Origin of the sequence: Corynebacterium sp. UMB4614, assembly GCF_030217065.1 — a bacterium.
GTDB lineage: Bacteria > Actinomycetota > Actinomycetes > Mycobacteriales > Mycobacteriaceae > Corynebacterium.
The window spans coordinates 1-25,518 of record NZ_JASONC010000001.1 but is presented as its reverse complement, the minus strand read 5'-3'; the positions used below and the strand labels follow the sequence as shown (position 1 = coordinate 25,518).

Annotated in this window: 18 protein-coding genes, 2 tRNA genes and 1 other RNA gene; 8 read left to right on the top strand and 13 right to left on the bottom strand. The window is 67.1% G+C overall.

The window, feature by feature from the left end; all coding sequences use genetic code 11:
• Positions 1 to 56: 56 nt before the first annotated feature.
• The gene (locus QP413_RS00105; RefSeq protein ID WP_284779970.1) at positions 57 to 3,698 is read right to left on the bottom strand and encodes a bifunctional [glutamine synthetase] adenylyltransferase/[glutamine synthetase]-adenylyl-L-tyrosine phosphorylase; all 3,642 of its coding nucleotides are present in this window, start codon (positions 3,696 to 3,698) and stop codon (positions 57 to 59) included.
• 122 nt (positions 3,699 to 3,820) lie between these two features.
• Complete coding sequence (locus tag QP413_RS00100) at positions 3,821 to 5,161, bottom strand: glutamine synthetase family protein (protein ID WP_070757708.1); 1,341 nt, start codon at positions 5,159 to 5,161, stop codon at positions 3,821 to 3,823.
• A 60-nt stretch (positions 5,162 to 5,221) separates the two neighbouring features.
• Between QP413_RS00100 and panB the strand changes: the two genes are divergently transcribed.
• Positions 5,222 to 6,058, top strand: a complete 837-nt coding sequence (panB, locus tag QP413_RS00095; RefSeq protein WP_284779967.1) for a 3-methyl-2-oxobutanoate hydroxymethyltransferase — start codon at positions 5,222 to 5,224, stop codon at positions 6,056 to 6,058.
• Between the two features lie 154 nt (positions 6,059 to 6,212).
• Here the strand turns inward: panB and QP413_RS00090 are convergent, their stop codons facing one another.
• From QP413_RS00090 to QP413_RS00070, 5 genes are all read right to left on the bottom strand, one after another.
• Positions 6,213 to 8,738 (bottom strand): HAD-IC family P-type ATPase, encoded by a 2,526-nt coding sequence (locus QP413_RS00090; RefSeq protein WP_284779965.1) that lies wholly within the window; start codon positions 8,736 to 8,738, stop codon positions 6,213 to 6,215.
• A 22-nt stretch (positions 8,739 to 8,760) separates the two neighbouring features.
• Entirely contained in the window at positions 8,761 to 8,952 is a 192-nt protein-coding gene (locus QP413_RS00085) for a hypothetical protein (protein WP_070757700.1), read from the bottom strand.
• A gap of 57 nt (positions 8,953 to 9,009) precedes the next feature.
• Positions 9,010 to 9,467, bottom strand: an RNA gene (gene rnpB / locus QP413_RS00080) — RNase P RNA component class A.
• Between the two features lie 28 nt (positions 9,468 to 9,495).
• The gene (locus QP413_RS00075; RefSeq protein ID WP_284779964.1) at positions 9,496 to 10,830 is read right to left on the bottom strand and encodes a bifunctional RNase H/acid phosphatase; all 1,335 of its coding nucleotides are present in this window, start codon (positions 10,828 to 10,830) and stop codon (positions 9,496 to 9,498) included.
• Positions 10,831 to 10,922: 92 nt separating this feature from the next.
• The gene (locus QP413_RS00070) at positions 10,923 to 12,116 is read right to left on the bottom strand and encodes a Nif3-like dinuclear metal center hexameric protein (protein ID WP_148812184.1); all 1,194 of its coding nucleotides are present in this window, start codon (positions 12,114 to 12,116) and stop codon (positions 10,923 to 10,925) included.
• Positions 12,117 to 12,353: 237 nt separating this feature from the next.
• On the opposite strand from QP413_RS00070, the gene QP413_RS00065 reads away from it, so the two are divergent.
• Both QP413_RS00065 and QP413_RS00060 read left to right on the top strand, forming a co-directional pair.
• Positions 12,354 to 13,007 (top strand): HAD hydrolase-like protein, encoded by a 654-nt coding sequence (locus QP413_RS00065; RefSeq protein WP_284779960.1) that lies wholly within the window; start codon positions 12,354 to 12,356, stop codon positions 13,005 to 13,007.
• 84 nt (positions 13,008 to 13,091) lie between these two features.
• Entirely contained in the window at positions 13,092 to 13,616 is a 525-nt protein-coding gene (locus QP413_RS00060) for a low molecular weight protein-tyrosine-phosphatase (RefSeq protein WP_284779959.1), read from the top strand.
• A 34-nt stretch (positions 13,617 to 13,650) separates the two neighbouring features.
• Here QP413_RS00060 and QP413_RS00055 read toward each other — a convergent pair whose 3' ends face one another.
• From QP413_RS00055 to QP413_RS00045, 3 genes are all read right to left on the bottom strand, one after another.
• Positions 13,651 to 14,733, bottom strand: a complete 1,083-nt coding sequence (locus QP413_RS00055; RefSeq protein ID WP_284779957.1) for an SURF1 family protein — start codon at positions 14,731 to 14,733, stop codon at positions 13,651 to 13,653.
• Between the two features lie 266 nt (positions 14,734 to 14,999).
• Positions 15,000 to 15,072: transfer RNA gene (locus QP413_RS00050), tRNA-Val, on the bottom strand.
• Between the two features lie 54 nt (positions 15,073 to 15,126).
• Entirely contained in the window at positions 15,127 to 15,570 is a 444-nt protein-coding gene (locus QP413_RS00045; protein WP_284779955.1) for a DUF3052 domain-containing protein, read from the bottom strand.
• A gap of 303 nt (positions 15,571 to 15,873) precedes the next feature.
• On the opposite strand from QP413_RS00045, the gene aceE reads away from it, so the two are divergent.
• Genes aceE through QP413_RS00030 form a run of 3 tightly spaced genes read left to right on the top strand, consistent with a single transcriptional unit; the run spans position 15,874 to position 20,071 of the window.
• Positions 15,874 to 18,702 (top strand): pyruvate dehydrogenase (acetyl-transferring), homodimeric type, encoded by a 2,829-nt coding sequence (gene aceE, locus QP413_RS00040; RefSeq protein WP_284779953.1) that lies wholly within the window; start codon positions 15,874 to 15,876, stop codon positions 18,700 to 18,702.
• Positions 18,703 to 18,738: 36 nt separating this feature from the next.
• Positions 18,739 to 19,146, top strand: a complete 408-nt coding sequence (locus tag QP413_RS00035; protein WP_284779951.1) for an acyl carrier protein — start codon at positions 18,739 to 18,741, stop codon at positions 19,144 to 19,146.
• A gap of 43 nt (positions 19,147 to 19,189) precedes the next feature.
• Positions 19,190 to 20,071: a serine hydrolase gene (locus QP413_RS00030; protein WP_284779950.1), complete on the top strand. Its 882-nt coding sequence runs from the start codon at positions 19,190 to 19,192 to the stop codon at positions 20,069 to 20,071.
• Positions 20,072 to 20,149: 78 nt separating this feature from the next.
• On the opposite strand, the gene QP413_RS00025 is transcribed toward QP413_RS00030, so the two are convergent.
• Together QP413_RS00025 and QP413_RS00020 are read right to left on the bottom strand one after the other, a co-directional pair.
• Entirely contained in the window at positions 20,150 to 21,133 is a 984-nt protein-coding gene (locus QP413_RS00025; protein WP_284779949.1) for a hypothetical protein, read from the bottom strand.
• The gene (locus QP413_RS00020) at positions 21,117 to 22,118 is read right to left on the bottom strand and encodes a hypothetical protein (RefSeq protein ID WP_284779948.1); all 1,002 of its coding nucleotides are present in this window, start codon (positions 22,116 to 22,118) and stop codon (positions 21,117 to 21,119) included. The genes QP413_RS00025 and QP413_RS00020 overlap by 17 nt, the downstream gene beginning before the upstream one ends.
• Positions 22,119 to 22,328: 210 nt before the next feature.
• Between QP413_RS00020 and QP413_RS00015 the strand changes: the two genes are divergently transcribed.
• Together QP413_RS00015 and QP413_RS00010 are read left to right on the top strand one after the other, a co-directional pair.
• Complete coding sequence (locus QP413_RS00015; RefSeq protein WP_284779947.1) at positions 22,329 to 23,072, top strand: LppP/LprE family lipoprotein; 744 nt, start codon at positions 22,329 to 22,331, stop codon at positions 23,070 to 23,072.
• 109 nt (positions 23,073 to 23,181) lie between these two features.
• Complete coding sequence (locus QP413_RS00010; protein ID WP_284779946.1) at positions 23,182 to 25,353, top strand: BCCT family transporter; 2,172 nt, start codon at positions 23,182 to 23,184, stop codon at positions 25,351 to 25,353.
• Positions 25,354 to 25,444: 91 nt separating this feature from the next.
• Here the strand turns inward: QP413_RS00010 and QP413_RS00005 are convergent.
• Positions 25,445 to 25,516 (bottom strand) — tRNA-Asn (locus tag QP413_RS00005).
• Positions 25,517 to 25,518: the final 2 nt, after the last annotated feature.

Sequence of the window (25,518 nt, the reverse complement as noted above, 5' to 3'; positions counted from 1 at the left end):
CGACGGGCAGCGCGGCGCCGGCGGCCGGGCCTGACGGGCGGCGCCACGCCCCTCCCCTACAGCCGCGGGCGGCGCCCGCGGAAGGCCCGCACCACCTCGTCGCGACGGTCGGCCGCCCAATCGCGGTCCAGCATGTCGCTGTTGAGAACCTTGTCCAGCTCGACGTGGTCGCCAATGCCGAAGGCGCGGGAGTCCTCCGGGTGGTGGTCCGCACCCCAGTCCAGCTGGTCCATGTGGTCGAATTCGCTGCTCTCGGCGTCCTCGACGATGTCCTCGCCCCAGAACACCCGGTCCACGACCGTGCGCGCCCGGCGCGTCTTCTTCAGGTAGTCGTCCAGGAACTCCTGGGACTCCTCGATCGGCCAACCAGCCGCCGCCGCGACCTGGGCCAGCGGCTTGCCGGAGCCCGGCAGCTGGTCCTTACGCTTACCGCGGACCAGAGCGAGCGCATTGCGGGCCTTCGTGGCGGTGATCCATGCTTCCCGCATGGTCAGGGCGTCGGCCTCGCTGATCAGTTCTTCGGCTGCCATCTCCTTCAGCACGCCCAGGGTGGAGGTGTTGCGCAGGTGTTCCTTATCGCAGTGCTGCATCGTGAGCAGCTGAGCGGTCCACTCCACGTCCGTGAGCCCGCCGCGGCCGAGCTTGGTGTGCAGGTTTTTATCCGCGCCCTTGGGCAGGCGCTCGGAGTCCACGCGCGCCTTCATGCGGCGGACCTCGCTGACCTGCTTGGCCGTTGCCCCACCCGCCGGGTAGCGGAATTGGTCGATCATCCGCAGAAAGCGCATGCCGAGGTTTTTGTCACCGGCGATCCAGGTGGCGCGCAGCAGCGCCTGCAGCTCCCAGGTCTCGCCCCACTCGGAGTAGTAGCGCTCGTAGCTGGCCAGGGTGCGCACCAGCGCGCCGTTGCGGCCCTCCGGCCGCAGGTTGCTGTCCACCTCCAGCGGCGGGTCCTGGGAAGGCTTGCCCAGGCGGCGGCGCACGGATTCGCAGATCGTGATCGCCCACTTCAGTGGGTCCACCGCGCTGGCATCGCTACCCGCAGCGTCGGCGCTGCTCTCCTGCTTCTGCGCGCCGCTGTCGCCCACGCCCGTCTTTTCGACGTCGACGCCGTCCTTCCCGACGCCCGCGTTCTTCTTGCCCTCGGCGGCCTCGGCTCCGTTCGTGCCGTCGCCGTCCTGCTCGACGGGTTCGGCGACGAACATGACGTCCGCGTCCGAGCCGTACCCCAGCTCCGCGCCACCCAAGCGCCCCATCCCGATCACCGAGATCGTGGCCGGGGCGTTGGTCTGGTGCTCATCCTCCCAGGCCCGGATCTCCGTCTGCAGGGCCGCCTCCAGCACCGCATCCCAGACCCAGGACAGGGACACGCAGACCTCCTCCACGCTCATCAGGCCGAGCAGATCGGCGGCCGCGATGCGGGAGAGCTCCGCCCGGCGCAGCGCGCGGGCCACGCCAATGGCCTTATCCGGGTCCCGCTGCCGGTTCGCTGCCGCAACCAGCGAGTGAGTCACCACCGCGGGCTCCCGGTCCAGCAGCTTTGGCCCCTTCGCCCCATCCGAGAGCAGCTTGACCGAATCAATGGAGTTCAGCAGCAGGTCCGCCAGGAAAGGCGAGGTTCCCAGCAGAAACATCAGGCGCTTGCCCACAATGTTCTCGTCGCGCAGCAGGCGCAGGAACCAGGAGCGGTCCATCGCCGCCTCCGAGAGCTTCCGGTAGGCCAACAGCCCAGCATCGGGGTCGACCGTGGCGGACAGCCACTCCAGCAGGCTGGGCAGAATGATCGCCTGCAATTTGTGCTTGCGGGTCGTGCCATCGGCCAGTGCGCGCAGGTGCTCGAAGGCACGCTGCGGGCTTTCGTAACCCAACGCAGCCAGCTGGCGCTTCGCCGCCTCCGGGGACAGGCGGACGGCGTCGGCGTCCATCCCCACCACCGAGGAGAGCAGCGGGCGGTAGAACAGCTTCCGGTGCAGGTTCTGGATCTGCAGCGCGGACTGGCGGACATCCGACTCCAGCTGCTCCACCAGGGAACGCTGATTCCCCGAAGCGTCCGTGGAGCGCACGCGGCCGGAGGTCTTGGCCAGCCAGCGGCGCTCCTGGACGTCGTCCTCCTCCGGCAGCGTGTGGGTCCGCTTCAGCCGGTGCAGCTGCAGGCGGTGCTCCAACAGGCGCATGAACTCATAACAGCGGATCAGCACCTGGCCGTCCTCACGGCCCACGTAGCCGCCGTCCACGAGCTGGCGCAGGGCTGTGACCGTGGCGGAGACGCGCAGGTTCTCGTCGGTGCGGCCGTGGACGAGCTGCAGGAGCTGGACGGCGAACTCCACGTCGCGGAGGCCGCCCTCCCCCAGCTTCAGCTCGCGGCTGCGGATGTCGGCGGGCACGTTCTCGATGACGCGGCGGCGCATGGCCTGCACATCTGGGACGAAGTCCTCCCGCTCCGCCGCCGACCACACCATCGGGGCGATGGCCTCGCAGTAATCCCTGCCGAGTTCAAGGTCCCCGCTCATCGGGCGGGCCTTGAGCAGGGCCTGGAACTCCCAGGTCTTGGCCCAGCGCCGGTAGTAGTTCACGTGCGAATCCAGGGTGCGTACCAGCGCGCCCCGCTTGCCCTCCGGGCGTAGGGCCGCGTCGACCTCGAAGAACACGCGGCTGCCGATGTTGATGAACTCACCCGCCCAGCGCATCGCACGGGCATCCGCGGGTTCGGCGACGAAGATGACGTCCACGTCCGAGATGTAGTTCAGCTCCTGGGCGCCACACTTGCCCATCGCCAGCACCGCCAGCCGGGCGGGCTGCTTTTCGTTCTCCGCCCCCGGCTTGCCGTAGACCATGCTGCAGGCCACCGCCAGCGCCGCGGTCAAACCCGCGTCCGCCGCATCCGTGAGTGCCAGGGAAAGGGCCTCGAAGTCCAGGGCTTTGGGCGGGGTGTGGCCGCGCTCCACCATCGTGGACGCCAGGTCGATGGCCGCCACCCTGGCCAGCAGGTTGCGGTAGGCCACCATCAGCGCCGAGTCCGCTTCGCTGCCGGTGATCGCCGCCTTGAAGGTCAACTCGCCGGCCCCGTCGACCGGCGTGGCCCCCACCGCGGCGAGCATCGCGTCCATCATCTCCTGGCGGCTGGGCATCGGGGCGGCCAGATCCACCCAAGTGCCGGGGTTGGCCACCACGTGATCGCCCAACGCGGTACTGGCCCCGAGCAGGGCGAAGAGGCGACGCCGGAAGTTGGGATTCTCCTCCACCGCTGCAAGCAGGGTGGCCGCCTTCGCATCCGTGAACTGGGCGACCTGACCCACCGGCACGCCCACCGCTGGGTCGACCTGGGAGGCGTCGGCCTGCGCGGCGTCCTGCTGGCCGGAACGTCCCGCGCCCTTCCCTGTATCTGTCTCACCCTGCCCCGCATCAACCCCGTCCTGCGCCGCCGCAGCGGCGGCCACGGACTCCGGGTGCGCCGCGTCGGGCTCCTGCAGGTCGCCGGCTTCCTCCGCCGCCCGCAGAGCTTCGACCAGGCGCACGAAGTTATTCAGCGCCAAATCCGAACTACCGGCGGCCGCGAGCGTCCACAACAGGGACGTATGCTCTGGCCCGGTCCAACCCAGCATCTCCAGGTCCTCCACCGCGCGCTCGCGGCGCAGACCCAACACCCGCGGGGACGGGACGTCGGAACGGGAGGTGCGGGGAAGCCCCTGCGACCTAGTCATAGAACACTCACTTCTTTAAAAAAACGTCGATGGCGGCGGGCTATGCGCATACCTTTCGGCCTCACCGTGAAACCGGAGGCAGCGCCGGGTAGCCAGGACAGAACCCGGCTACCCGCTGGGGCCTAGAACTCCAGGTGGTGGCGCAGCTCCCACGGGGAGATCTGGGACTGGTAGGCATGCCATTCCTGCCACTTATTACGCAGGAAGAACTCGAAGACATGCTCGCCGAGCGCTTCGGCCACCATCTCCGAACGCTCCATCTTCCGCAGCGCATAATCCAGGTCAGTCGGCAGATCCTTGAAGCCGGCGGCGATGCGCTCCCGGCGCGTCATCAGGGACACATCCTCCTCCGCCGGGGCAGGCAGCTCGTAGCCCTCGCGGATGCCCTTCAGACCCGCGGCCAACATCACCGCGTAGCCCAGGTACGGGTTCATCGCCGAGTCCGGGGAGCGGATCTCCACCCGGCGCGTCGCCGCCTTGTGCTGCGTGTACATCGGGATACGCACCATCGCCGAGCGGTTGGACGCGCCCCAGCTCGCCGCACGCGGTGCTTCCTCGCCATAGGAGATGCGCTTATAGGAGTTCACCCACTGGTTCGTCACCGCGGTGAACTCCGGAGCGTGCTCCAGGATGCCCGCGATGAAACTCTTCGCGGTGGCAGAGAGCCGGAACTCGTCGTCCGGGTCGTGGAAGGCGTTATCCTCCCCCTCGAACAGGGAGATGTGGGTGTGCATCGCGCTGCCCGGGTACTGGCTAAAAGGCTTGGGCATGAAGGTCGCCCGCACCCCATTGCGCCGCGCGACCTGCTTGATCAGGTAACGGAAGGTCATCACGTGGTCCGCCATCGTGAGCGCATCCGCGAAGCGCAGGTCGATCTCCTGCTGGCCAGGGCCGTTCTCGTGGTGGGAGAACTCCACCGGGATGCCCATCCGCTCCAGGGAGTTAATCGCCTCGGCCCTAAAGTTCGGCGCATTATCCGTCACCGCCTGGTCGAAATAGCCACCATTATCGGCGGGCACCGGCGGCTGGCCGTCGGTGTCGATGGACTTCACCAGGAAGAACTCGATCTCCGGGTGGACGTTGCAGCTAAAACCGTCCTCCGCGGCCTTCGCCAGCTGGCGGCGCAGCACCTGCCGCGGGTCCGCCCACGAGGGCTGCCCATCCGGCATCGTGATGTCGCAGAACATGCGGGCGGAGAGGTAGCCGTCCTGCTCGGCGCCGAAGGGCAGGATCTGGAAAGTCGAGGGATCCGGCTGGGCGATCGTGTCGGCCTCGAAGGCCCGCGAGAAGCCCTCGATCGCGGAACCATCGAAACCAATCCCCTCCGTGAACGCCCCCTCCAGCTCGGCGGGAGCCACGGCCACGGACTTCAGGTAGCCCTGAATGTCGGTGAACCAGAGGCGGACGAAGCGGATATCGCGTTCTTCAAGGGTGCGGAGGACGAATTCCTGTTGGCTGCTCATGTCCCCCATCTTAGGCACTAGCCCGGACACGCCCAGGGTGCTTCTGGCACAATCACATTCATGGCTCGACAGGATTCCCCGCGTGGGTACATGGTTCCCACCAAGCAAGTTCGCATCTCCGACCTCACAGCACGCAAGGCCAGCGGCGAGAAATGGGCGATGCTCACCGCATATGACTACTCCACCGCCGCGGCCTTCGCCGAGGCCGGAGTGGAATGCCTCCTGGTCGGCGACTCCGCGGCCAATGTGGTCTTCGGCTATGACCAGACCCAGCAGGTCAGCCTGGAGGAGATGATCTTCCTCGCCGCCGGCGTGGTCCGCGGCGCCGGCAATGCGCTGGTCATCGCCGACCTGCCTTTTGGCACCTACGAGGCCTCCGATGAGCAGTGCGTGAAGAGTGCCGCGGAGATGATGCGCCGCTCCGGTGCCGCGATGATCAAGATCGAGGGCGGCCGCCGCATGGCTCCCCGCATCAAGGCCCTGACCGAGGCCGGCATCCCGGTCTGCGCGCACATCGGCTTCACCCCGCAGTCCGTCAACCAGCTCTCCGGCTTTAAGGTTCAGGGCCGCGGAGATTCCGCCGCCCAGCTGCTGGACGACATGGCCGCCGTCACCGAGGCGGGCGCCGAGATGGTCGTGCTGGAGATGGTGCCCGCGGACGTCGCGAAGCAGGCCACCGAGCAGTTCCCCATCCCCACCATCGGCATCGGCGCGGGCCCGGACACCGACGCCCAGGTGCTGGTCTGGCACGACATGGTCGCCCTGCCTGAGAACGGCCACCGCCCGAAGTTCGCCAAGCAGTGGTCCCAGGTCGGCGCCTCCCTGACGGATGCCGCCGCCTCCTACAAGCGCGAGGTCGCCGAGGGCACCTTCCCCGCCGAGGAGCACTGCTTCTAGCGCCACCCGCTCTCTCTTTGAGGACGCCGCCACCTGGGTCAACCACGGCCCCGGCAGGCGGCGTTTTCGCATTGCCCAGCCCCTCGCCGGGGCAGAGATCACCCTGACCAGCCGGATCAGTCAGCGCCGAGCATCAGCGTGGCTCGCGACGTCCTTAATCCTGATGGAGGAGGAAGCGGCGGGCCAGGAACTGGGAGAACTCGATCACCACGGCGCCACACAGCCCCACCACCGCGCCGGTGATCATCAGGCGCGTATTACCAATATCCAGCAGCACGATCTCGCGGATCGGGGCGACCAGGAAGAGCACCAGGTAGCCGCCGATGCAGCCGAACCATAGCGCCCACTTCCACGTTTTCAGCGGGCGGGCCACGATGTTCAGCACCCACAGCCCCATGATGATCAGCGCCAGCAGCACCGCCGTGCCCGCTTGCCGCTGCTGGGTCTCACTCGCGCCATCACCTGGGTAGATCACCAGCCACATGATCACCGAGCCCAGGCCCACGATCGCCCCGCCCGGGATCGCCAGCGACAGTACGCGACGGACGAAACCATCCTTCGGGCGTTCCGTATTCGGCGCCAGGGAAAGAATGAACGCGGGGATGCCGATGGTGAACCAGCCCGTGATCGTCACGTGGATCGGCTGGAAGGGGAAGGTCACCCCAGCCACCGCCACGACCATCGCCAGCACCACGGAGTAGACGGTCTTCGTGAGGAAGAGGTTCGCCACCCGCTCGATATTGCCGATCACCCGGCGCCCCTCGGCGATGACGTGCGGCATCGAGGAGAAACGGTCGTTGAGCAGCACCAACTGCGCCACGCTGCGGGTCGCAGCGGAACCGGAGCCCATCGCCACGCCGATGTCGGCCTTCTTTAGCGCCAGGACGTCGTTGACGCCGTCGCCGGTCATCGCGACGGTGCGGCCGTGGGCGTGCAGTGCCTCGACCATCGCTTGCTTCTGCTCGGGCTTGACCCGGCCGAAGACCTCGGAGTCCAGGACCTCCCGCTCCATGTCCTCCGGCGCGATCTCGCGGGCGTCGATGGAGCTCATCTGTTCGCCGGTGGCCTCCTTCGCGACCGCGGCGACGGAGCCGGGGTTATCGCCGGAGATGATCTTGACGTCCACGCCCTCGTGCTCGAAGTACGCCAGCGTCTCGGCCACATCGGGGCGCAGCTTCTGACGCAGAACGATCAGCACCGGGTCGCCGAGCTCGGGGACGGTGACGTTCGCACCGTCCTCGTCGGGGTCCTCGACCTCCTCCAGCGCGCGGCCGAAGGCCAGGACGCGGCGCCCATCGGCCTCTTCTTTCGCCGCGACGTCTGCGGCCGGGGTGCCCTCGTCCAGGAGGACGTCGGGAGCTCCCAACACGAAGGTCGGGCCATCCGCCACGCGGAAGCCGGAGAATTTATAGGCCGAGGAGAACGGGATTTCGCTGCCCTCGAACGCCTGGGGCTGGGAGGACTGGAACTGGGAGGACTGGGGCTGGGAGGAGTCGGCGGCCTCGGAGCCCTCGCTCTCGGCGGGGCGCTCCGCCCACTCGTCGAGGCCCTGAACGATGGCCTCGGCCGTGTTATTCAGATCCGACTGGGAGGCGAAGAGGCGGCGCAGGTCGCGCAAGGTCTCCGCGCTGGCGTCGTCGCCGTGTTCGTCGACAACCGCCTCCAACTCCATCTCGTTGCTGGTCAGCGTGCCCGTCTTGTCCGTGCACATCGTGTTCACGCGAGCCAGACCCTCGATGGCGACCAGCTCGTTGACCAGGGCCTTGTACTTGCCCAAGCGCACGATGCCCACTGCGAAGGCGATGGAGGTCATCAGCACCAGGCCCTCGGGCACCATCGGCACCAGGGCCGCGGCCATAGAGAGAATCGACTCGCGGATCGGGGCGTCCGTGCGGGTCAGCTGCGTGAAAATCGTCAGCAGGCCGGTGGGGATCAGCAGCCAGGTAATCACCCGCAGGATCGAGTTGATGCCGCTCATCAGCACCGAATCGGTCAGCGAGAAGTCACTGGCCTCCGCAGCCAGGCGGGCGGCGTAGGACTCCCCACCCACCTTCTCCGCACGGAAGACACCGCTGCCGTGCTTGACGAAGGAGCCGGAAAGCAGCTCGTCGCCGGGGTTGTGCCGCACCGGGTCCGCCTCCCCGGTGAGCTGGGATTCATCCATGGACAACGAACCGGACAGCAGCGGACCGTCGACCACGATCTCATCGCCGGAACCGACGCGGATCAAATCCCCCTCGACGATCTCGCTCTGGGCGACCTCCCGTTCCTCCCCGTCGCGGATGACGCGGGGCCGGGACTCGGAGAGGATCTTGAGATTCTCCAGGGTCCGCTTCGCGCGGAGTTCCTGGATGATGCCCACCGCGGAGTTCGCGATGATCAACAGGCCGAACGCGGCGTTGATCCAGGAGCCGGTGGCCAACACGATCACGCAGAGCACACCCAGCATCGCGTTGATGCGGGTGAAGACGTTCGCGCGGATAATCTCCCAGGTCGTGCGCCCCGTGGTGCGGGTGGCCTTGTTGGTTCTTCCCGCCCGGGTGCGTTCCTCGACCTCGGCGGAGGTGAGTCCGCTCAGGTCCGGTTTTTCTGCGGTGCCGTGCTTGGTGTTGCGGGGCTTGGTGCTGCCGTGTTCGCTGGTGCTGCCGTGCTCGCTGGTGCTGTGTTCGGTGCTGCTCATGAACTATGCGGAAAGCCGGGGCTTAGTCCTCGTTATCCCAGTCGTCCTGCTCGTCATAAGCATCGGCGGCCTCGGTGCGCTGCTGCGCGATGCTCAGCGCCTGGCGGGCTGCTTCCTCCGAGTCATAGGGGCCCATGCGGGTATCCCAGCCGCTGGACTTGCCCTTGGTGACCTCACCGGTCTTGGTGTCGAAGTACCACTTTTCTTCTGCCATGGGTTCCACCCATCCTTTCGGGTTGATACTTCCCACCAGTGTAGTTGCAAAGTGTGAGTGCCGAGGCGGCCTCTAAGCCGGATTCTGTCTGATGCCACCCACGAGGGGTGGCACGAGGTGACCATCCATCTGGACGCACCATTGCTGGGCGCCTCAAGCAGTCCACCTGTCCTTCATCAGGCGAGCAGCCCTCAGACAACGCACGCACGCCCCGCCCTGCGACGGACGGGGCCGTGCGGCTCCTTGACCTTGCTCCCAGTGGGGTTTACCTAGCCGCGACAGTCGCCTGCCACGCTGGTGCGCTCTTACCGCACCCTTTCACCCTCACCCGCCACACACCGCAAAAACGGTGGGCGGGCGGTCTACTTTCTGTTGCACTTGCCCGCAGGTCACCCTGGGTTGCCGTTAGCAACCACTGTGCTCTGTGGAGTCCGGACTTTCCTCGACACGGGGCCTGACCCGCCGGCAAAAACCGGCCGGTGGTTCCACCGCGCCGCAGCCACCCGGCCGCCTCGACAAGGATTAAGTCTAACCCCCAGGCCGCTAGCCAAGGTAATGAGATTCGTTGACCAAGCGGACCACGCCCGCCCCGTTCGGCAGGAAGTCCGCAACCGAGAGGCTGGCCACGTCCAGGTGCAAGCTGCGGTAGATCTCCCCGCCGGTGCCCAGCGCCCGGCGCAGCACCGACTTGATCGGCATCATGTGGGTGACCACCAGCACCGTCTTGCCCGGATACTCGGCAATGACGCGATCCACGAACTCGGACACCCGCCGGTAGACCTGTTCCGGGGACTCCCCGCCGTGGGGCGCGGCCGTGGCGTAGTTGAAGCACTCCCGGTGGGCTTCCGGGTGGTCCTCCTGGATCTCGACGAAGCGGCGACCCTCCCAGGTGCCGAAGTCCATCTCGATGATGGCCTCGTCCGTCGTGATCGCGTCCTTGCCCATGCCCAGCGCCTCAGCGGCGGCCCGTGCGGTCTCCTGGCAGCGGCCCAACGGCGAGCTCAGGATGACGTCGACATCGCCGCGCTCGCTGATGTGGCGGGCAGCGTGCGCGATCTGCTTCTTGCCCAGGTCGGTGAGCTCCGGGTTACCGCGGCCGGAGTACTTGCCGTCGCGGTTGAGCTCGGTCTGGCCGTGGCGCAGCAGGAGCAGGGTTGTGGGTTCGGTCTTGCCCATCCACGCGGTGGGTGAGACCCCAGCCGACTGTTGCTCGTCCTCGCCTTCGACGGGCTGCTCGGCGCGCTGCGCTGGGTCGTCCTGCGCCGCCTCGCCCTGCGTCTCCGCCTTCTTTCGCTGCGCTGGCTTATCCTGCGTGGTGTCGGCGGCCTCGTCCGACGGCTGGTCGAGGTCGAAGAGCATGTCCGCGCCCTCCGCGTTGTCGGCCTGGGACACAGCCGACGCAGCCCCAGCTGTGGCCAGCTCATCGTCGATCCACTGGCCACCCTCGCGGTCGTCCATCGCGCGGTTGGCCAGCTCATCGGCGCGCGCGTTCTGGGCACGCGGCACCCAGGTGTAGCTCACCTGCGCCAGCTGGCCCTCGATGCGCTTAACTTCCTGCGCCAGCGGCTTCATGTCCGGGTGCTTGATCTTCCACCGGCCGGACATCTGCTCCACCACGAGCTTGGAGTCCATGCGCACATCCACGCTCAGGCTCCCCGGCTTCACGCCCTGCTGCCCCGCGATCTCCACCGCCAAGTTCAGGCCGTTGATCAGCCCCTGGTATTCGGCGACGTTATTGGTGGCGTGCTTGATGAACTGCCACACACAGCCGACCTCCGCCCCCGCGGCGTCTTTGACCGACGAGCCGGTACCCGCCGGCCCCGGGTTCCCGCGCGAACCGCCATCGCATTCCACGCTCAAGCGCATGTTGCCTCCCATATCTTCCGCTGCCTTGCCTTCCCTACTCCACCGATAACGCTTGCTCGCTGCTCACCGCCGCACCGCTGACACGCGGGGCGCGCCAGTGTCGACTAACGGCGTTGCTCGAAGCCGCCCGTGCTGGCCTCGTGCACCGTCCACGGGTCCGTGCGCTGCTCCAGCACTTCGGTGTCCACGCCCAGCTTCTGGCCCACCAACGCGGCCGCCGCCCCGCACCACGGGTACTCGCTGGCCCAGTGTGCGGTATCGATCACCGGGCAGCCCCCAGCGCGCAGGTGCTCGTCCACCGGGTGGTGGCGCAGATCGGAGGTGAGAAAGCAGTCCACGTCCATGCGCGCAATGGTGCCCAGGAAGCTATCGCCCGCGCCGCTGGCCACCGCGACCGTGCGGATCAGCTTCTCCGGGTCGCCGGCCGCACGCACGCCCCAGACCGTCGACGGCAGCCGGTCAGCCACCCGCTGGGTGAACTGGCGCAGCGTCATCGGCTCGTCGAGCTCGCCGACCCGGCCGATGCCCAGGCCCTGCTCCCCCAGGTCTCCGGCGTGGCTCTCCACCACGTCATAGGCAACCTCCTCGTAGGGATGGGCGCGCAGCAGGGCTGCCCGCACCTTCTCCCGCAGGTGGGCTGGGGCGACGAACTCAACGCGCAGCTCGGCCACCCGCTCCAGCTCGCCGCGGGACCCGATGTGCGGGCTGGCCGCGTCACCTGGGCGGAACTGCCCGGTGACGCGGAATTCGAAGGAGGCTTCCGAATAGTCCCCGTCCACGCCCGCGCCGGCGTCGAAAATTGCCTGCTTCACCGCCTCCGCGGAATCGACCGGGACCGTGAAGCCCCACTTGTCGATCGGGTTCGGGATCGGGCGCAGCGGGCGACCCGCGCGAACCCCGAGCAGCTCCGCCAACACATCGTTGACCCCCGGGCGCGCCGAGTCAGCGTTCGTGTGCGCGGCGAAGAGCGCGACCCGGTTGCGGATCAGCTTGTGCACAATCCGGCCCTTCGGATGATCCGCCGGAACCCCGGTGACCCCGCGCAGCAGCAGCGGGTGGTGGACCACCAGCATGTCCGCGCCCGAGTCGATCGCAGCATCCACGACCTCGTCCGTGCAGTCCAGCGCGAAGGCCACCTTGGCCACGGGCTCGGCGCGGTCCCCGCAGATCAGACCGACCGCGTCCCAGGACTCCGCCAGCTTCGGCGGGTAGGCCTCCTCCAGGCAGGCGACAACCTGGCCCACCGTCAGCTGCGCAGCATCCGAGGTGGTCTGGGGGTTACTCGCGGTGGTCGTCACGCGGGATCACGCTCCTTGGTGGCTTGAGTGACCCGGGCCGGGCGGCCCGGAATTGTTTTCCACTGTATCCCGTCCGAACCCCCGCTGTATCCGGTCTGCTCCCCCACCCGATCCACCCACCGCCCCACCGCGCCGGGATGTCCTCCCACCGCTCGCCCCGCACCAGGAACACCGAGCTGGCACAGTGGCCACACTGCAATGGCACAGTGGCCGCACTGCAATGGCACAGTGGGTGGCATGAAAAAGATCCTGCTTATCGACGTCGACGGCACCCTCATCGACTCCTACCCCGGCATCCGCGCCTCATTCATCCACGCACTGAGCACCCACGGGTACGCCATCCCGGACGAGGACTTCCTCCGCGGGCTGCCCGGTCCCCCGATGCGGGACTCCATCGCCGCTGCGGGCGTCCCTGCCGAGCAGGTCGAGACGGTCATGGCCAATTACAGCAAGCACCAGTCCAGCGGCGGCTGGCTGGATTCCGCCCTCTTCCCCGGCATCCCGGAACTCCTGACCGAGTGGCGGGAGGCGGGCCACATCCTGGCCACCGCGACGTCCAAGTCCTACACCGGTGCCCTTCGTGCCCTGAAGCACTTCGGGCTGCTGGAGTACTTCGACTACCTCGGAACCGCCGAAGATGACGGCGGACCGCGACAGCACAAGGAGGACGTCGTCGCCTACGTCATGGGACTCATCAACGCCGAGCACGAAACGGACCCCTCCCAGTTCCTGATGATCGGCGACCGCAAACACGACGCGCAGGGCGCTACGAGCCAGGGCATAGATTGCGTGCTGGTGAACTGGGGTTATGGTAGTCAGCAAGAGTTGGCCCAGGTTCCCCTGATCGCCAACACCCCAGAAGAGCTCAAAAGCATCGTTGAGCAGCGCTGAAGCTCGTGACACGCGCGGCGAAAATCCGCCGCCATGAACGTGCTGAGCGCGCAGCTCCACGAACCGAGAAGCACAAAGGAAGCTATGCCTGACCCTGACGCGGCCAAGCCCCTATCCCTCATCACCGTCGTGTGCACCGGCAACATCTGCCGTTCCCCGATGGGAGAAATCATGCTGGCAGACGCGCTGGCGAAGAGCGACGACCCCCGCCTGCAGAATGTCACCGTAAACTCCTGCGGCCTGGGCGATTGGCACGTCGGGGACGGCGCGGACCCGCGGGCAGTCAAGCAGCTGGCCGATCAGGGCTACGACGGCTCCGAGCACGTCGCCGCGACCTTCGGGCCGGAGCACGAGGCCGCGGATATCTTCCTCGCGATGGATAAGGGGCATGTCACGGGCCTGAAGCGCCGGGGCGTGGACCCGCAGAAGATCCACCTCTACCGCGCTTTCGACCCCGCGAGCGTGACCGTGGATCGCCCGCACCCCGAAGTCGCGGACCCCTACTATGGCACCGAGGCGGACTTCGCGAATGCCGCTGAGGAAATCGAGGCCGCCGTGCCGGGCATCGTCGAGTTCATCGAGTCGATCCTCGACGAGCAGGAGAACTAGCGAGGCCTCAGGACGTCGCGGCAGTCGCGGTGAGCTAGAAACGCTCGCCGTCTCCCGGCTGATTCCAGCCGAAGCCGCGTCGTTTGGCCGCCTTGCCGTAACGGGCGGCCATCGCGTCCTCCTGCCGCTGTGTCTCCTGGCGTTGAGTCTCCCGCGACGGTTCGGTGAGGACGTCGCCCGCTACCCCGTTGGCGCCCGTAGCCTGCTCGGTGCCGGTGCCCGCAGCACCGACTGCCGCCTTCTCCCCCTCGTTCGAGACCGCGCCCGCAGCAGCGCCCGCCGTGGCCAGCTGCTCGTTTTCCAGCTGCTCGCGGCGGCGCTCCTTGATCTCCGACCAGATGAACCACCCCAGCAGGATCGGAGCGATGATGCCGAAGGCGATCCACTGGATGCCATAGGAAAGATATGGGCCGGACTCGATCTTGGGCAGCGGAATCGGGTGCGGTGCGACCCCTGCGTCCCCGGCGCGATCAGTGATGGCCTCGGTGGACTGCTCGTCGAGCTGCACGTAGTCGTGCGCCAGCGTCAAGCCCGTCGCCGCGCCGATCTGCTCGGCGTTCACGCTGGTGGTCTGCTTAGCACCCTCCGCGTCGATCACCCCGCGGTCGTTCTTTCCCTCCCCGAGCCGGACGTAGCCGGTCAGCTCCATCTCCCCTGCCGGGGCCTTCGCGATCAGTTCCGGGCGATTATCCCGACTCTCCGCGGGCACCCACCCGCGGTTGACTAGCACCGTGGTGCCGTCCGTGGTCTCGAATGGTGTGATGACCTGGTAGGCGGGCGCGGATTCCACGGGGCGGTTGCGCAGCAGCACCTCCTGCTGCGGCAGCAGCTTGCCCTGCAACCTCACGTGGCGCCACTCCTGCGCCTCCTCCACCGGCTTCGCAGGCTCCTGAGGCAGCACCTCCGAGACGGGCACGGGGGCCTGCTCCATCGCGGCCTTGAGCCGATCGTTGAACTCCGTGCGCTTGGTGTTCTTCCCCAGCTGCCAGGGCGCCAAGGTGTTGAAGGCGAAGTAGGTGAACAACAGCACGAAGACAGCCGAGAGGATCCAGCCCGGCGTCAAAAAAGCCCGAAAGCCGCGCTTCGGCTCCTGGCCGCGCTGTGGATCGACCGCCATCGTTCATTCCTCCCGTCGGGCCTGCCTGCTGCCGGCAGAGAACCGGCTAGCAAAGGACTCGCTTTACGAGAAACAACTCTAGCCCGCCCTCCCCGGCGCTCAAGAACCCGCAGACGCCGCGCCACTGCAGCCAATACACAGATTCCCCCGAGGATCTCCCGACGACACTGTGACTTTCCAGGCTTTCACCCCACGCAACAGCGTCACATGTGCGTGAAATAAAAAGAAACCCTCGCGAACCTACTGTTCGCAAGGGTTTGACTCGGTGCGCTCTGACGGGTTCGAACCGCCGACCTACTGGGTGTAAACCAGTTGCTCTTCCAGCTGAGCTAAGAGCGCGCAACAGCTAGAGAGATTAGCCCAGCCATCCCGGCGGGGCAAATAGGCCCAGGGCTAACGCTTCGCGCCGCGCGCGACCAGGCACGCAGCCTGCCAATCCCCCAGCCGCTCCGAACCGGTCTGCACCATGCCACCCAGCTGCGCGGACTCCGCGACCTCACCCGGCTGAATGGAGTTCTCCAGCCCTGGGGCCGGGGTCAGCACCCAGACGCGACCGTCCTCACTCAGGGAATGGTTGGCGTCCATCAGCCCGTCGACCAGGTCGCCGTCCTCCTCGCGCCACCACAACAGCACCACGTCAACGAGCTCGTCGGTATCCGGGCCCAGCAGTTCCTCGCCGATTGCGTCCTCGAGGGCCTCGCTGATCGAGGAGTCGCAGTCCTCGTCCCAGCCGAGCTCCTGAATGATCGTGCCGCTGGAGACCTCCAGCAGCTCTGCGCAATTCAGTCCCTCCGAGCCTTTCTCGTCGCGGACTGGGGCGCTGGGAGTGTTACCCACTGTTGTGAAAAACCTTTCTGGTGTAGCTCAAGACCAGCTCCTTGCTGATCATCTAATGTGACCCAAGCTAACACAGCAGACCTTAAGGTGGGACACATTTTTCACGATTCTCCCCGCCCATCCTCCTCTCCCCGCGGATAAAGCTCCGCCACGTTGCCTGCGGCACTCCACGCCCACTCATCGCCAGCGCCATGCCAGTACCGTGCCCGTACCGCGCCAAGCCACCTATCACGCCCTCCCGCCACCGACCCCGAATACGTAGGCTGGGGAGGAAGAACAACCCCTTAAGCGAGGAGGCACGCCATGGCCAACAAGCCACAATCAGACTCCGAGGACCGTCGCACACCCAGCGCCGGGAAGGACACCCACTTCGGCAACATCCGCGACGGGGTGGCGTCCTACCTCGTCGACAGCGACCCGGAGGAAACCCAGGAGTGGATGGACTCCCTGGACGGGCTGCTCGACAACGCCGGCCCGGACCGCGGCCGCTACCTCATGCTCCGCCTCCTCGAGCGCGCCACCGCCAAGCGCGTGCCCCTGCCGCCGCTGACCTCCACCGACTACGTCAACACCATCCCCACCACCATGGAGCCAGAGTTCCCAGGTGATGAGGAGATGGAGAAGCGCTACCGCCGCTGGACCCGCTGGAACGCAGCGATCATGGTGCACCGCGCCCAGCGCTCCGGCATCGGGGTGGGCGGACACATCTCCACCTACGCCTCCGCCGCACCCCTCTACGAGGTCGGGCTGAACCACTTCTTCCGCGGCAAGGACCACCCCGGCGGCGGCGACCACATCTTCTTCCAGGGCCACGCCTCCCCCGGTATGTACGCCCGCGCCTACCTCGAGGGCCGCCTCAGCGAAGAACAGCTCGACGCCTTCCGCCAGGAGGCCTCCAAGCCAGAGGTCGGGCTGCCCTCCTACCCGCACCCGCACGGCATGCCCGAGTTCTGGGAATTCCCCACCGTCTCCATGGGGCTGGGCCCGCTCAACGCGATCTACCAGGCACGCTTCAACCGCTACCTGCACGACCGCGGCCTGAAGGACACCTCCGAACAGCACGTCTGGGCCTTCCTCGGCGACGGCGAAATGGACGAGCCGGAATCCCGAGGCGCGATCCAGATGGCCGCGCTGCACAACCTGGACAACCTCACCTTCGTCGTGAACTGCAACCTCCAGCGCCTCGACGGGCCAGTTCGCGGCAACACGAAGATCATCCAGGAGCTGGAGAGCTTCTTCCGCGGCGCCGGCTGGAACGTCATCAAGGTCATCTGGGGCCGTGAGTGGGACGAACTGCTCGAAAAGGACCAGGACGGCGCGCTCGTGGACGTCATGAACAACACCACGGACGGTGACTACCAGACCTTCAAGGCCAACGACGGCGCCTACGTCCGCGAGCACTTCTTCAACCGCGACCCCCGCACCAAGAAGCTCGTCGAGGACATGAGCGACGAGGAGATCTGGGCGCTGCCCCGCGGCGGCCACGACTACCGCAAGATCTACGCCGCCTACGCCCGCGCGATGGAGACGAAGGACCAGCCGACCGTCATCCTCGCGCACACGATTAAGGGCTACGGCCTGGGCCACAACTTCGAGGGCCGCAACGCCACCCACCAGATGAAGAGCCTCAGCCTCGAGGACCTGAAGCAGTTCCGCACCAAGCAGGACATCCCCATCAGCGACGAGACGCTGGAGAAGGACCCCGAGCTGCCGCCGTACTACCATCCTGGCGCGGACGCCCCGGAGATCGAGTACATGCTGAACCGCCGCAAGGAGCTCGGCGGCTTCCTACCGGAGCGTCGCCAGCGCTTCGAGCCGCTCGCCGTGCCCGAGGTGGAGACCATGCGCAGCGCGCTGAAGGGCTCCGGCAAGCAGAAGGTCGCCACCACCATGGCGCTGGTGCGCATCGTGCGCGACTTCATGCGCGACGAGACCATGGCCGAGCGCCTGGTGCCGATCATCCCGGACGAGGCGCGTACCTTCGGCCTGGATTCCTGGTTCCCGACGCTGAAGATCTACAACACCCACGGGCAGAACTACACCCCGGTGGACCACGACCTCATGCTGAGCTACCGGGAGGCCAAGGACGGCCAGATCCTCCACGAGGGCATCACCGAGGCCGGCTCCGTGGGCAGCTTCATCGCCGCGGGCAGCAGCTACGCCACCCACGGCAAGGCCATGATCCCGCTGTACATCTTCTACTCGATGTTCGGCTTCCAGCGCACCGGGGATTCCATCTGGGCGGCCGCCGACCAGATGAGCCGCGGTTTCCTGATCGGCGCGACCGCCGGGCGCACCACCCTGACCGGCGAGGGGCTGCAGCACATGGACGGCCACTCCCCTGTTCTGGCGACCACCAACCCGGCCGTCGTGACCTACGACCCGGCGTTCGCCTACGAGATCGCCCACATCCTGCGCGACGGCGTGCAGCGCATGTACGGCGAAGGTTCCGGCCCGGACGGCGACGGCCAGGGCGAGGACGTCATCTACTACCTCACCGTCTACAACGAGCCGATGCACCAGCCTGCCCAGCCAGAGAACCTGGACGTCGAGGGGCTGCTCAAGGGCATCTACCTGTGGAGCCCGGCGGACAAGCTGGTCGGCATCGACGAGGGCATCACCGGGGACGCGGGCGAGGCCGAGGAACTGGAGCACACCGCGAACATCCTCGCCTCCGGCGTGGGCATGGGCCAGGCCATCCGCGCCAAGCAGATGCTCGCCGACTACGGGGTCAACACCAATATCTTCTCCGTAACCAGCTGGAACGAGCTGGCCCGCGACGGCCAGGAGGCCGGGCTGGAGGAGCTGCGCAACCCGGGCGAGGAGCCGCGCACTCCGTATATCCAGCAGGTGCTGGAGGGCTACGACGGCCCGTTCATCGCGGTCAGCGACTTCGCTACCGCGCTGCACGAGCAGGTGCGCCGCTGGGTGCCGGGTGATTTCATCAACCTCGGTGCCGATGGCTTTGGTTTCTCCGATACCCGCGCCGCCGCCCGCCGGTACTTCAACATCGACGCCGAGTCCATCGTGGTTGCTACTTTGCTCAGCTTGGCTCGTGAGGGGAAGATTGATCGGAAGATCGCCATCAAGGCCGCCGAGGACCTGAACGTCGGCGACCCGACGAAGGCTTAAGGTTCAGGAAGTTTAGGACGTTCAGGAAGGTAAGCAATGCCCGAGAATTCTTCTGCCGCCCCGCAATCCGGCTTCTCCGAGGACGCGAAGGCCAAGCTCGCCGCAGCCCTCGGCGGCTCGGTCGGCGCGGCGGGCGAGGAACCCGCCGCGAAGGCTTCGGGGTCCACTGCGAAAACCAAGGCTGCGGAAGCTCCCGCCGAGGAGGCCGGGGTGGCTGCCGGGCTGGCCCGCATCATCGAGGCCGCCTCTGGTCTGCCCCTGGAGGAGATCACCCCGAACGCCCGGATCGAGGAGGACCTGGCGATCGATTCGCTGTCGCGGATCGACATCATCACCCAGGCCGAGGATAAGTTCGGGGTGCGCATCGACGAGATGGACCTGCAGGCCAGCATGACGGTGAAGGAATTCGCCGAGCTCATCGAGGCCCGGCAGGCGGGCAACTAGACGGCGACGGGACAGCACCAAGAAAGGACATTTGCGAGTAAGCATGACTGATTCCGCAATCACGGATGTGCTCAACCAGGTCGCGGACTGGCCGGTGAACAACGTGGCGGCCGCGGCCATCACGCTCGGGGGTGGGGACGACGCCGACGGCACGGGAGGCGAGGCTGACGTCGTTACCCACGGCGACATGGAGCACGTCTTCCAGCTGGCCAGCGTCTCGAAGCTCGTCACCGCCTACGCCGCCCTGATGGCCGTCGAGGAGGGCGCCTTCGAGCTGGACGATAAGGTCCCGGCCGAGCTGGTGCCCTCCTTCGAAGAGCCCCCGACCGTTCGCGAGCTGCTCTCCCACGCCTCCGGCATCGAGTTCCGGAAGCACCGGCAGATGCGCCCGGCGCACACCCGGCGCATCTACTCCTCGGCGGGCTACGAGGTGCTGGCCAGCTTCATCGAGCAGGCCACCGAGATGACCTTCGCGGAGTACGTGCAGCTTGGCATCTGCGAGCCGTTGGGCATCGAGATCACCGTCGAAGGCTCCGCTGGCCACGGCTTCAGCGCCTCGGCGTCCGCGGTGACCACCCTGACCGAGGAGTTCCTGCGCCCGAAGCTGCTCGCGGAGCAGACCGTGGCCGAGGCACTGACTGTACAGTTCCCCGACCTGGTGGGTGTTGTGCCTGGCTACGGCCGCCAGACCCCGTGCCCGTGGGGCCTGGGTTTTGAGATTCACGGGGAGAAGCGCCCCCACTGGATGGGCGAGAACATGCCCGCCACGGTGGCCGGGCACTTCGGGCAGTCCGGCACCTTCCTGTGGTTCGCCCCGGAGCAGGGGCTGGCCGCGGTGGTGCTCACCGACGAGCCTTTCGGCGACTGGTCCAAGGACCGGTGGCCGGAGTTCAACGCCCAGCTGTGGGAGGCGATGGCCAACTAGGCCTGCCCTGACACCAGCGACTGGGCCTTGTGAGGCCCGCTCCGGAGCGCATAGGCCTCGGCGGCAAGGCGTCGGCGGTTAAGCCCCGGCCTTGAGCTTCTGGATGATCGCGTTGAGCACCTGCTGGCCGGTCTCGTAAGACCCGTCTGCAGCGCGCACGGCGATCGCGATCGGCACCACAGCGTCCGCTGCGACGGCACTGCCGTCCCCAGCTCCGCCACCGGCAAACGCACCTGCTGGCACCACGCCGAACTGGCGGACCAAATAGCCCCCGGTTTCGTCCGGCCCCCAACCACCCTTGAACGCGGACCCCGCCAACTGGCCGATGCCATAGGCGTGCCCCGGCATGATCTGACCCATCAGCCGGTAGACCTCACCGGCGGCTGGGTCCTGCCCCGCTGCCTCCGCCAGGCCCGCAGCGAAGGCAGCCTGCTGCGCCAGCGACCACCGGGTCTGCCCGTAGGCGCTAAAGCCCGGGCGGGTGACGGTCGGCTGCACCGAAACCTCCTGGCCGCTATACTCGCGGATCACCGCCGCGACCTTTTCGGCCGCAGCAGCCCCACCGCCGAGCGAGGCCCACAGCTGCTCCGCCGCGGCGTTATCTGAGGACTGAATGGCCCGGGCGGCGGCGGAGTTATCCCCTCCCCCGGAGCGCAGCGCGGCGATAGCTAGCGGCACCTTGATCGTCGACCACGCGGGCTCGGCACCACCCTGCAGCGGACCGGCCTGCAGCGCCCCGGCACCGCTGCCGAGACTCACACCGACCTGTGCACCGAACTGGGCAGAGACCTCCCGGACGATCGCATCGAGTGTCGCCTGGTCGATGGGTGCGCCCTCCGCGGTCTCCTCCCCTGTCGGTTGCGGCCCGCGCCGCTCCCGGTCCCGGCCCGGCTCCGCCCCGCGCGTGGGCTTGGGCCCCATGGCCTCGCGAGGGCCGGTCTGCGCCACGGTCGGTTCCTCCTCTTCCCGGTGGTCGGTGGGAATGGTGCAGGACGCCAACCCCAGACCGGTGGCCAGGACGGTTCCCGCGATCGCCGCGCGCCGGTTAAGCGATGTAGACATTGGCGTCGTTTCCGCCGGTGCAGTGCACGTACTCGCCGTTATCGCGGCAGCTCATGGTGTAGCTGGTGCCCGTGACATCGCTATAGGCCTCGACCACGTGGTTGAACTCGTCCTCGTCGCCGTCCAGGTAGGCGTCCACGTAGGCATCGCGCACGGCAAGGGCGAAGCTATCGCTGGTCGGGCCGGACTTCCAGACGCTATTCAGGTCGCCGCCCGGGTTCGAGCCCCGCGCCGAGCTGTTCACCGGGGTCGCGTACCCCGGGAGGCGCGGGTTCTTCGGACGGGACTCGGCCTCATCGTCGGTGTCTTCGTCATCGTCCTCGCGGTTGGCGTCCTCGTCGCGGTCGTCCCCTTGAGCGTCCGCGTCCTCGTCCTCGGAACCGCGGGCATCCGTTGCCTCGGACGAACTCACGGTGGTCTGGTCCGAGCTCTTCCCTTCGCCTGGCTTGCCGGTGAACCAGAAAGCCGCGAAGGCCGCGGCAGCCAGCAGCGCCAGGACCAACAGCACGATGATCAGGATGTTCCGCCCGTTGGACTTCTCCTCCGGCTGCTCCGGGTAGCCCTGGTTCTCGTAACCCTGGCCCTGCCACTGGCCACCCGGGCCCGCGTAGCCCTGCTCCGGGTAGCCCTGGTTGCCGTAATTCGGCCCGCCGTAGCCCTGGTTCTCGTAGCCCTGCCCTTGCCACTGGGCGCTCTGCCCCTGGGCGCCATAGGGGTTCTGCTGCGCCCACTGCTGGGATGCACCAGCGCCATAGCCCGCGCCAGCCTGTCCCCACTGGCCGGAGCCTTGCGATCCCCACTGGCCGGCGCCTTGCTGGGCCGACGGGCCGGCGCCCGGCTGGGCCCAGGGATTGGCGCCCTGTTGGCTCGATCCATCGGCAGTTGGGGTGTCACCTGGGCGACGGTACTGCGGTGGCTGCGGGCCCGAGGCGTCCCCGCTCTCGGCGCCGGTGTCATCAGGGTGGTGATCTTGTGGCTTCGTCATGCCCCTAAAGTTAGCGCACGCCGCGGACAACACCATGCACCCGAGCGACCTAAACAAACGCGTCGCAGCGCTGACCGTTAGACTGGCTTTCACAAGAGCTCACCCTGGGTCTGCGGTGCCCCGTGTGATCGGTGCCGTGTGGTCGGCGCCGTGTCACCGGTACCGGGTGATCAGCACCGCCGACCGGCAGGCCCAAAGAAGGAGGCGATCGTGGCCCACCCAGCACATGCCCGATCCCGGTCCCGCCAGCTACTTTTCCTGGCGTGCACCCTCCCCGTGCTGGCCACCGCGACCGCGTGTGGCTCGGGGGAAGAAGAGCCCACCGGAAAGACGTCCGAGGCCACGAGCTCCAGCACCCAGCCCACGACGAGCAGCAGTGCGTCCCCCACCACCTCGACGAGCGATGCGGCCCCCAACCCCACCCTGGCTAGCGATGCCGACCAGGCGGACGAGGGCACGCCGGAGCCGGCGACGTCGCCCCACCACAGTGCGCCACAACCCGACCGCAGCAACGCGGCGGCAAACACCCCAAGAACGCCGGCGCCGAGCGCGCCAGACTACAACTGTCGCAACCGCAGCGCCCCTCCGCTGAACAACACCACCATCCCGATGGCCGGCGGCGGCAGCTTCCACTACACGCTGAAGGCCAACCGCTATAACCCCTGCAAGACGCTGTCCTGGATCCACATCGCCGGCGAGCACGACGGGCCCAAGGAGACAGTGCTGCTCTACCACAACGGCAACCCGGTGAACTCCCCACAACCGCGACTGATCACCGCCGTCACCGGGATTCAGCGCCTCGGGGACGACGCCGTCCAGGTCACCTACCGCACCGCGCAGGGCGCAACCGGCTCCGTCACCACCCGAGCCACCGGCAACGGCGTCCAGGAGGAATCCACCCTCCCACCGGGCGTGGACAGCAGCGCGCCGCGACTGGCCGGAGCACACAGCTAGCCGCTGACCCACATTTTGGGGAACTCTGCCCCCACCTTCACTACACTGAATGCATTTATGCCGACATCGCTAAGCCTTTCAGCGAGCAAGTGTGAGGAAGGACCCCACCGTGACAGACAACCCACCCGGCCTGCCACCCGAACAAGCAGCCGCTCAGCGGCGCAAGGAAGAGGCCGCAGCCGGCGCGCAGCGGGCAGCAGAACGCGCCCACCAGGAGCGCGCCCGGCGCCGCGAAACCCAAGCCGCGATGACCAGGCGCGCTCGCATCGCCCTGGCGAAGGCCTCCAGCGGTGAGCGCTCCATTCACCCGGCCCTGATCCCCGGCATCGACGTCGAAAACACCGACGCGGAGTTCAAAACCAACAAGCCGGTCTTCGCCGTGGCGCTCCTCGCCGCGGTCGGCGTGCTGGCATGGGCGATCATCTCACCCGAAAACCTCGCCGAGACCGGCGGGGCGATGCGCGAGTGGGTGGTCGTGCACTTCGGCTGGATGTTCACCACGATCATGATCGCCGCCCTGGTGTTCCTGCTGGTCGTGGGTCTTGGCCCAACGGGCAAGATTCGGCTCGGAGCGGATGATTCCGAGCCCGAGTTCTCCACCTTCGCCTGGATTTCCATGCTCTTTGCCGCGGGCCTGGGCATCGGCCTGATCTTCTACGGCCCGATGGAGCCACTGACGCACTTCCTCAACCCGCCACCGTTTGCTGGCGTGGAAGCGGGGACGCAGGACGCCGTGTTCCCAGCGCTGACCGCCGCGATCCTCCACCAGGCTTCCCTGCCGTGGGTGGTCTACGCGCTGGTCGGCGGGTCGCTAGCCTATGCCGCCTTTCGCCGTGGGCGCCTGCCGCTGATCTCCTCGCTCTTCGAGCCGCTAATCACCGACCCGAATAACCGGGTCACGGGCAGGATCATCGACATCTTCGCCGTGCTGGTCACCCTCTTTGGCACCGCGACCTCCCTGGGTATCGGCGCTCTGCAGATCCGCACGGGCACCTCGATCATCACCGGCAAGCCCCTGGAGGGCGACGGCGTGGTGGTGGCGATCATCTCCATCCTCACCGTTGTCTTCATCATCTCGGCGACCTCGGGGGTCAAGCGCGGCATCCGCATCCTGTCGAATACGAACATGGGTCTGGTCATCGCTCTGGGCCTATTTGTGCTGATCACCGGACCGACGCTGTTCATCTTCGACCTGCTGCCGGTCACCGTGCTGCAGCTGTTCCACAACTTCATCGACATGATGTCCACCAACCCCTCCGAGGGCCCGGTGGAGAAGGAGTTCGTCACCGCCTACACCATGCTCTTCTGGGCCTGGTGGATCTCCTGGTCCCCGTTCGTGGGCATGTTCATCGCGAAGATCTCCAAGGGCCGCACTCTGCGCCAGTTCGTCACCGTGGTGCTGCTCGTCCCGTCGGGCCTGTCTATCGCCTGGTTCGTCGTCTTCGGCGGCACCACCATCTGGCGCACCCTCAACGGCGACCCGATCGAGATCAAGGGCTCGGGCGAGAACGTCATGTTCGACCTCATCGACAAGCTGCCGTTCTCTGGCTTGGTGAACATCATCGCGCTGATCGCGATCATCATCTTCTTCAACACGGCCGCGGACTCCGCGACGAACGTGATGGGCTCGATGTCCCAGAGCGGTCGCCCGGTGCCTTCCCTGCCCGTGACGATCATCTGGGGTACCGCTCTTGGTTCGGTCGCCCTCTTCCTGCTTCTCGCTGGTGGCGACGACGCCCTCTCCGGCCTGCAGGCCATCATGGTGTCCTGTGCGCTGCCGTTCGCGGTGATCCTCATCGGCGTGATGGTGGCGTGGGCGAAGGATCTGCACAATGACCCGGTGATGCTGCGGCGTCGTTTCGCCGTGGAGGCGATCGACCGAGGCGTGCGCCGGGGTCTGGACGAGCACGATGGCCACTTCATCTTCGGCGCCACCCAGGTGCCGGAGGGCCAGGGTGCTGCTGAAGCCGTGGACGTGGAGGACGAGTCCTTCCACACCTGGTACACCGACAATGCCTCGGAGGACTACATCGTCCACAAGCTGGAAGAGAAGGCCAGCGAGCAGATCGAGCGCGAGGAGTTCGAGAAGGCCGTCGCCGACGCTGAGGCCCGAGCCGAGGCAGAGGCTGAGATCGCCAACGATGCCCGCGCCATGGAGGACTACTGGACCGAATATGTGTCCGACTCCGACGCGGAATCAGATTCCGGGAATGCCTCCGCGGAAGATACGCAGGGCAAGGGCAGCGATGCTGCCAAGGGCGAGGACGATAGTTCCCGCTAGCTCCGGTTAGCGCGGTGGCGCGTACCCCTCCCAGCATGCGCCCCGGCTGTGGAAAGAAATATGGCCCAGGCTTTAAAGCCTGGGCCTTTTGCTCCCCCAGCTGGATTCGAACCAGCAACCACTCGATTAACAGTCGAGTGCTCTGCCATTGAGCTATGGGGGAAT

Excerpts from the sequence above, each read along its gene's own strand:
- QP413_RS00105 (WP_284779970.1), bottom strand. The coding sequence starts at position 3,698 with ATGACTAGGTCGCAGGGGCTTCCCCGCACCTCCCGTTCCGACGTCCCG.
- QP413_RS00100 (WP_070757708.1), bottom strand. The coding sequence starts at position 5,161 with ATGAGCAGCCAACAGGAATTCGTCCTCCGCACCCTTGAAGAACGCGAT.
- panB (WP_284779967.1), top strand. The coding sequence starts at position 5,222 with ATGGCTCGACAGGATTCCCCGCGTGGGTACATGGTTCCCACCAAGCAA.
- QP413_RS00090 (WP_284779965.1), bottom strand. The coding sequence starts at position 8,738 with ATGAGCAGCACCGAACACAGCACCAGCGAGCACGGCAGCACCAGCGAA.
- QP413_RS00085 (WP_070757700.1), bottom strand. The coding sequence starts at position 8,952 with ATGGCAGAAGAAAAGTGGTACTTCGACACCAAGACCGGTGAGGTCACC.
- QP413_RS00075 (WP_284779964.1), bottom strand. The coding sequence starts at position 10,830 with ATGGGAGGCAACATGCGCTTGAGCGTGGAATGCGATGGCGGTTCGCGC.
- QP413_RS00065 (WP_284779960.1), top strand. The coding sequence starts at position 12,354 with ATGAAAAAGATCCTGCTTATCGACGTCGACGGCACCCTCATCGACTCC.
- QP413_RS00060 (WP_284779959.1), top strand. The coding sequence starts at position 13,092 with ATGCCTGACCCTGACGCGGCCAAGCCCCTATCCCTCATCACCGTCGTG.
- QP413_RS00055 (WP_284779957.1), bottom strand. The coding sequence starts at position 14,733 with ATGGCGGTCGATCCACAGCGCGGCCAGGAGCCGAAGCGCGGCTTTCGG.
- aceE (WP_284779953.1), top strand. The coding sequence starts at position 15,874 with ATGGCCAACAAGCCACAATCAGACTCCGAGGACCGTCGCACACCCAGC.
- QP413_RS00035 (WP_284779951.1), top strand. The coding sequence starts at position 18,739 with ATGCCCGAGAATTCTTCTGCCGCCCCGCAATCCGGCTTCTCCGAGGAC.
- QP413_RS00030 (WP_284779950.1), top strand. The coding sequence starts at position 19,190 with ATGACTGATTCCGCAATCACGGATGTGCTCAACCAGGTCGCGGACTGG.
- QP413_RS00025 (WP_284779949.1), bottom strand. The coding sequence starts at position 21,133 with ATGTCTACATCGCTTAACCGGCGCGCGGCGATCGCGGGAACCGTCCTG.
- QP413_RS00020 (WP_284779948.1), bottom strand. The coding sequence starts at position 22,118 with ATGACGAAGCCACAAGATCACCACCCTGATGACACCGGCGCCGAGAGC.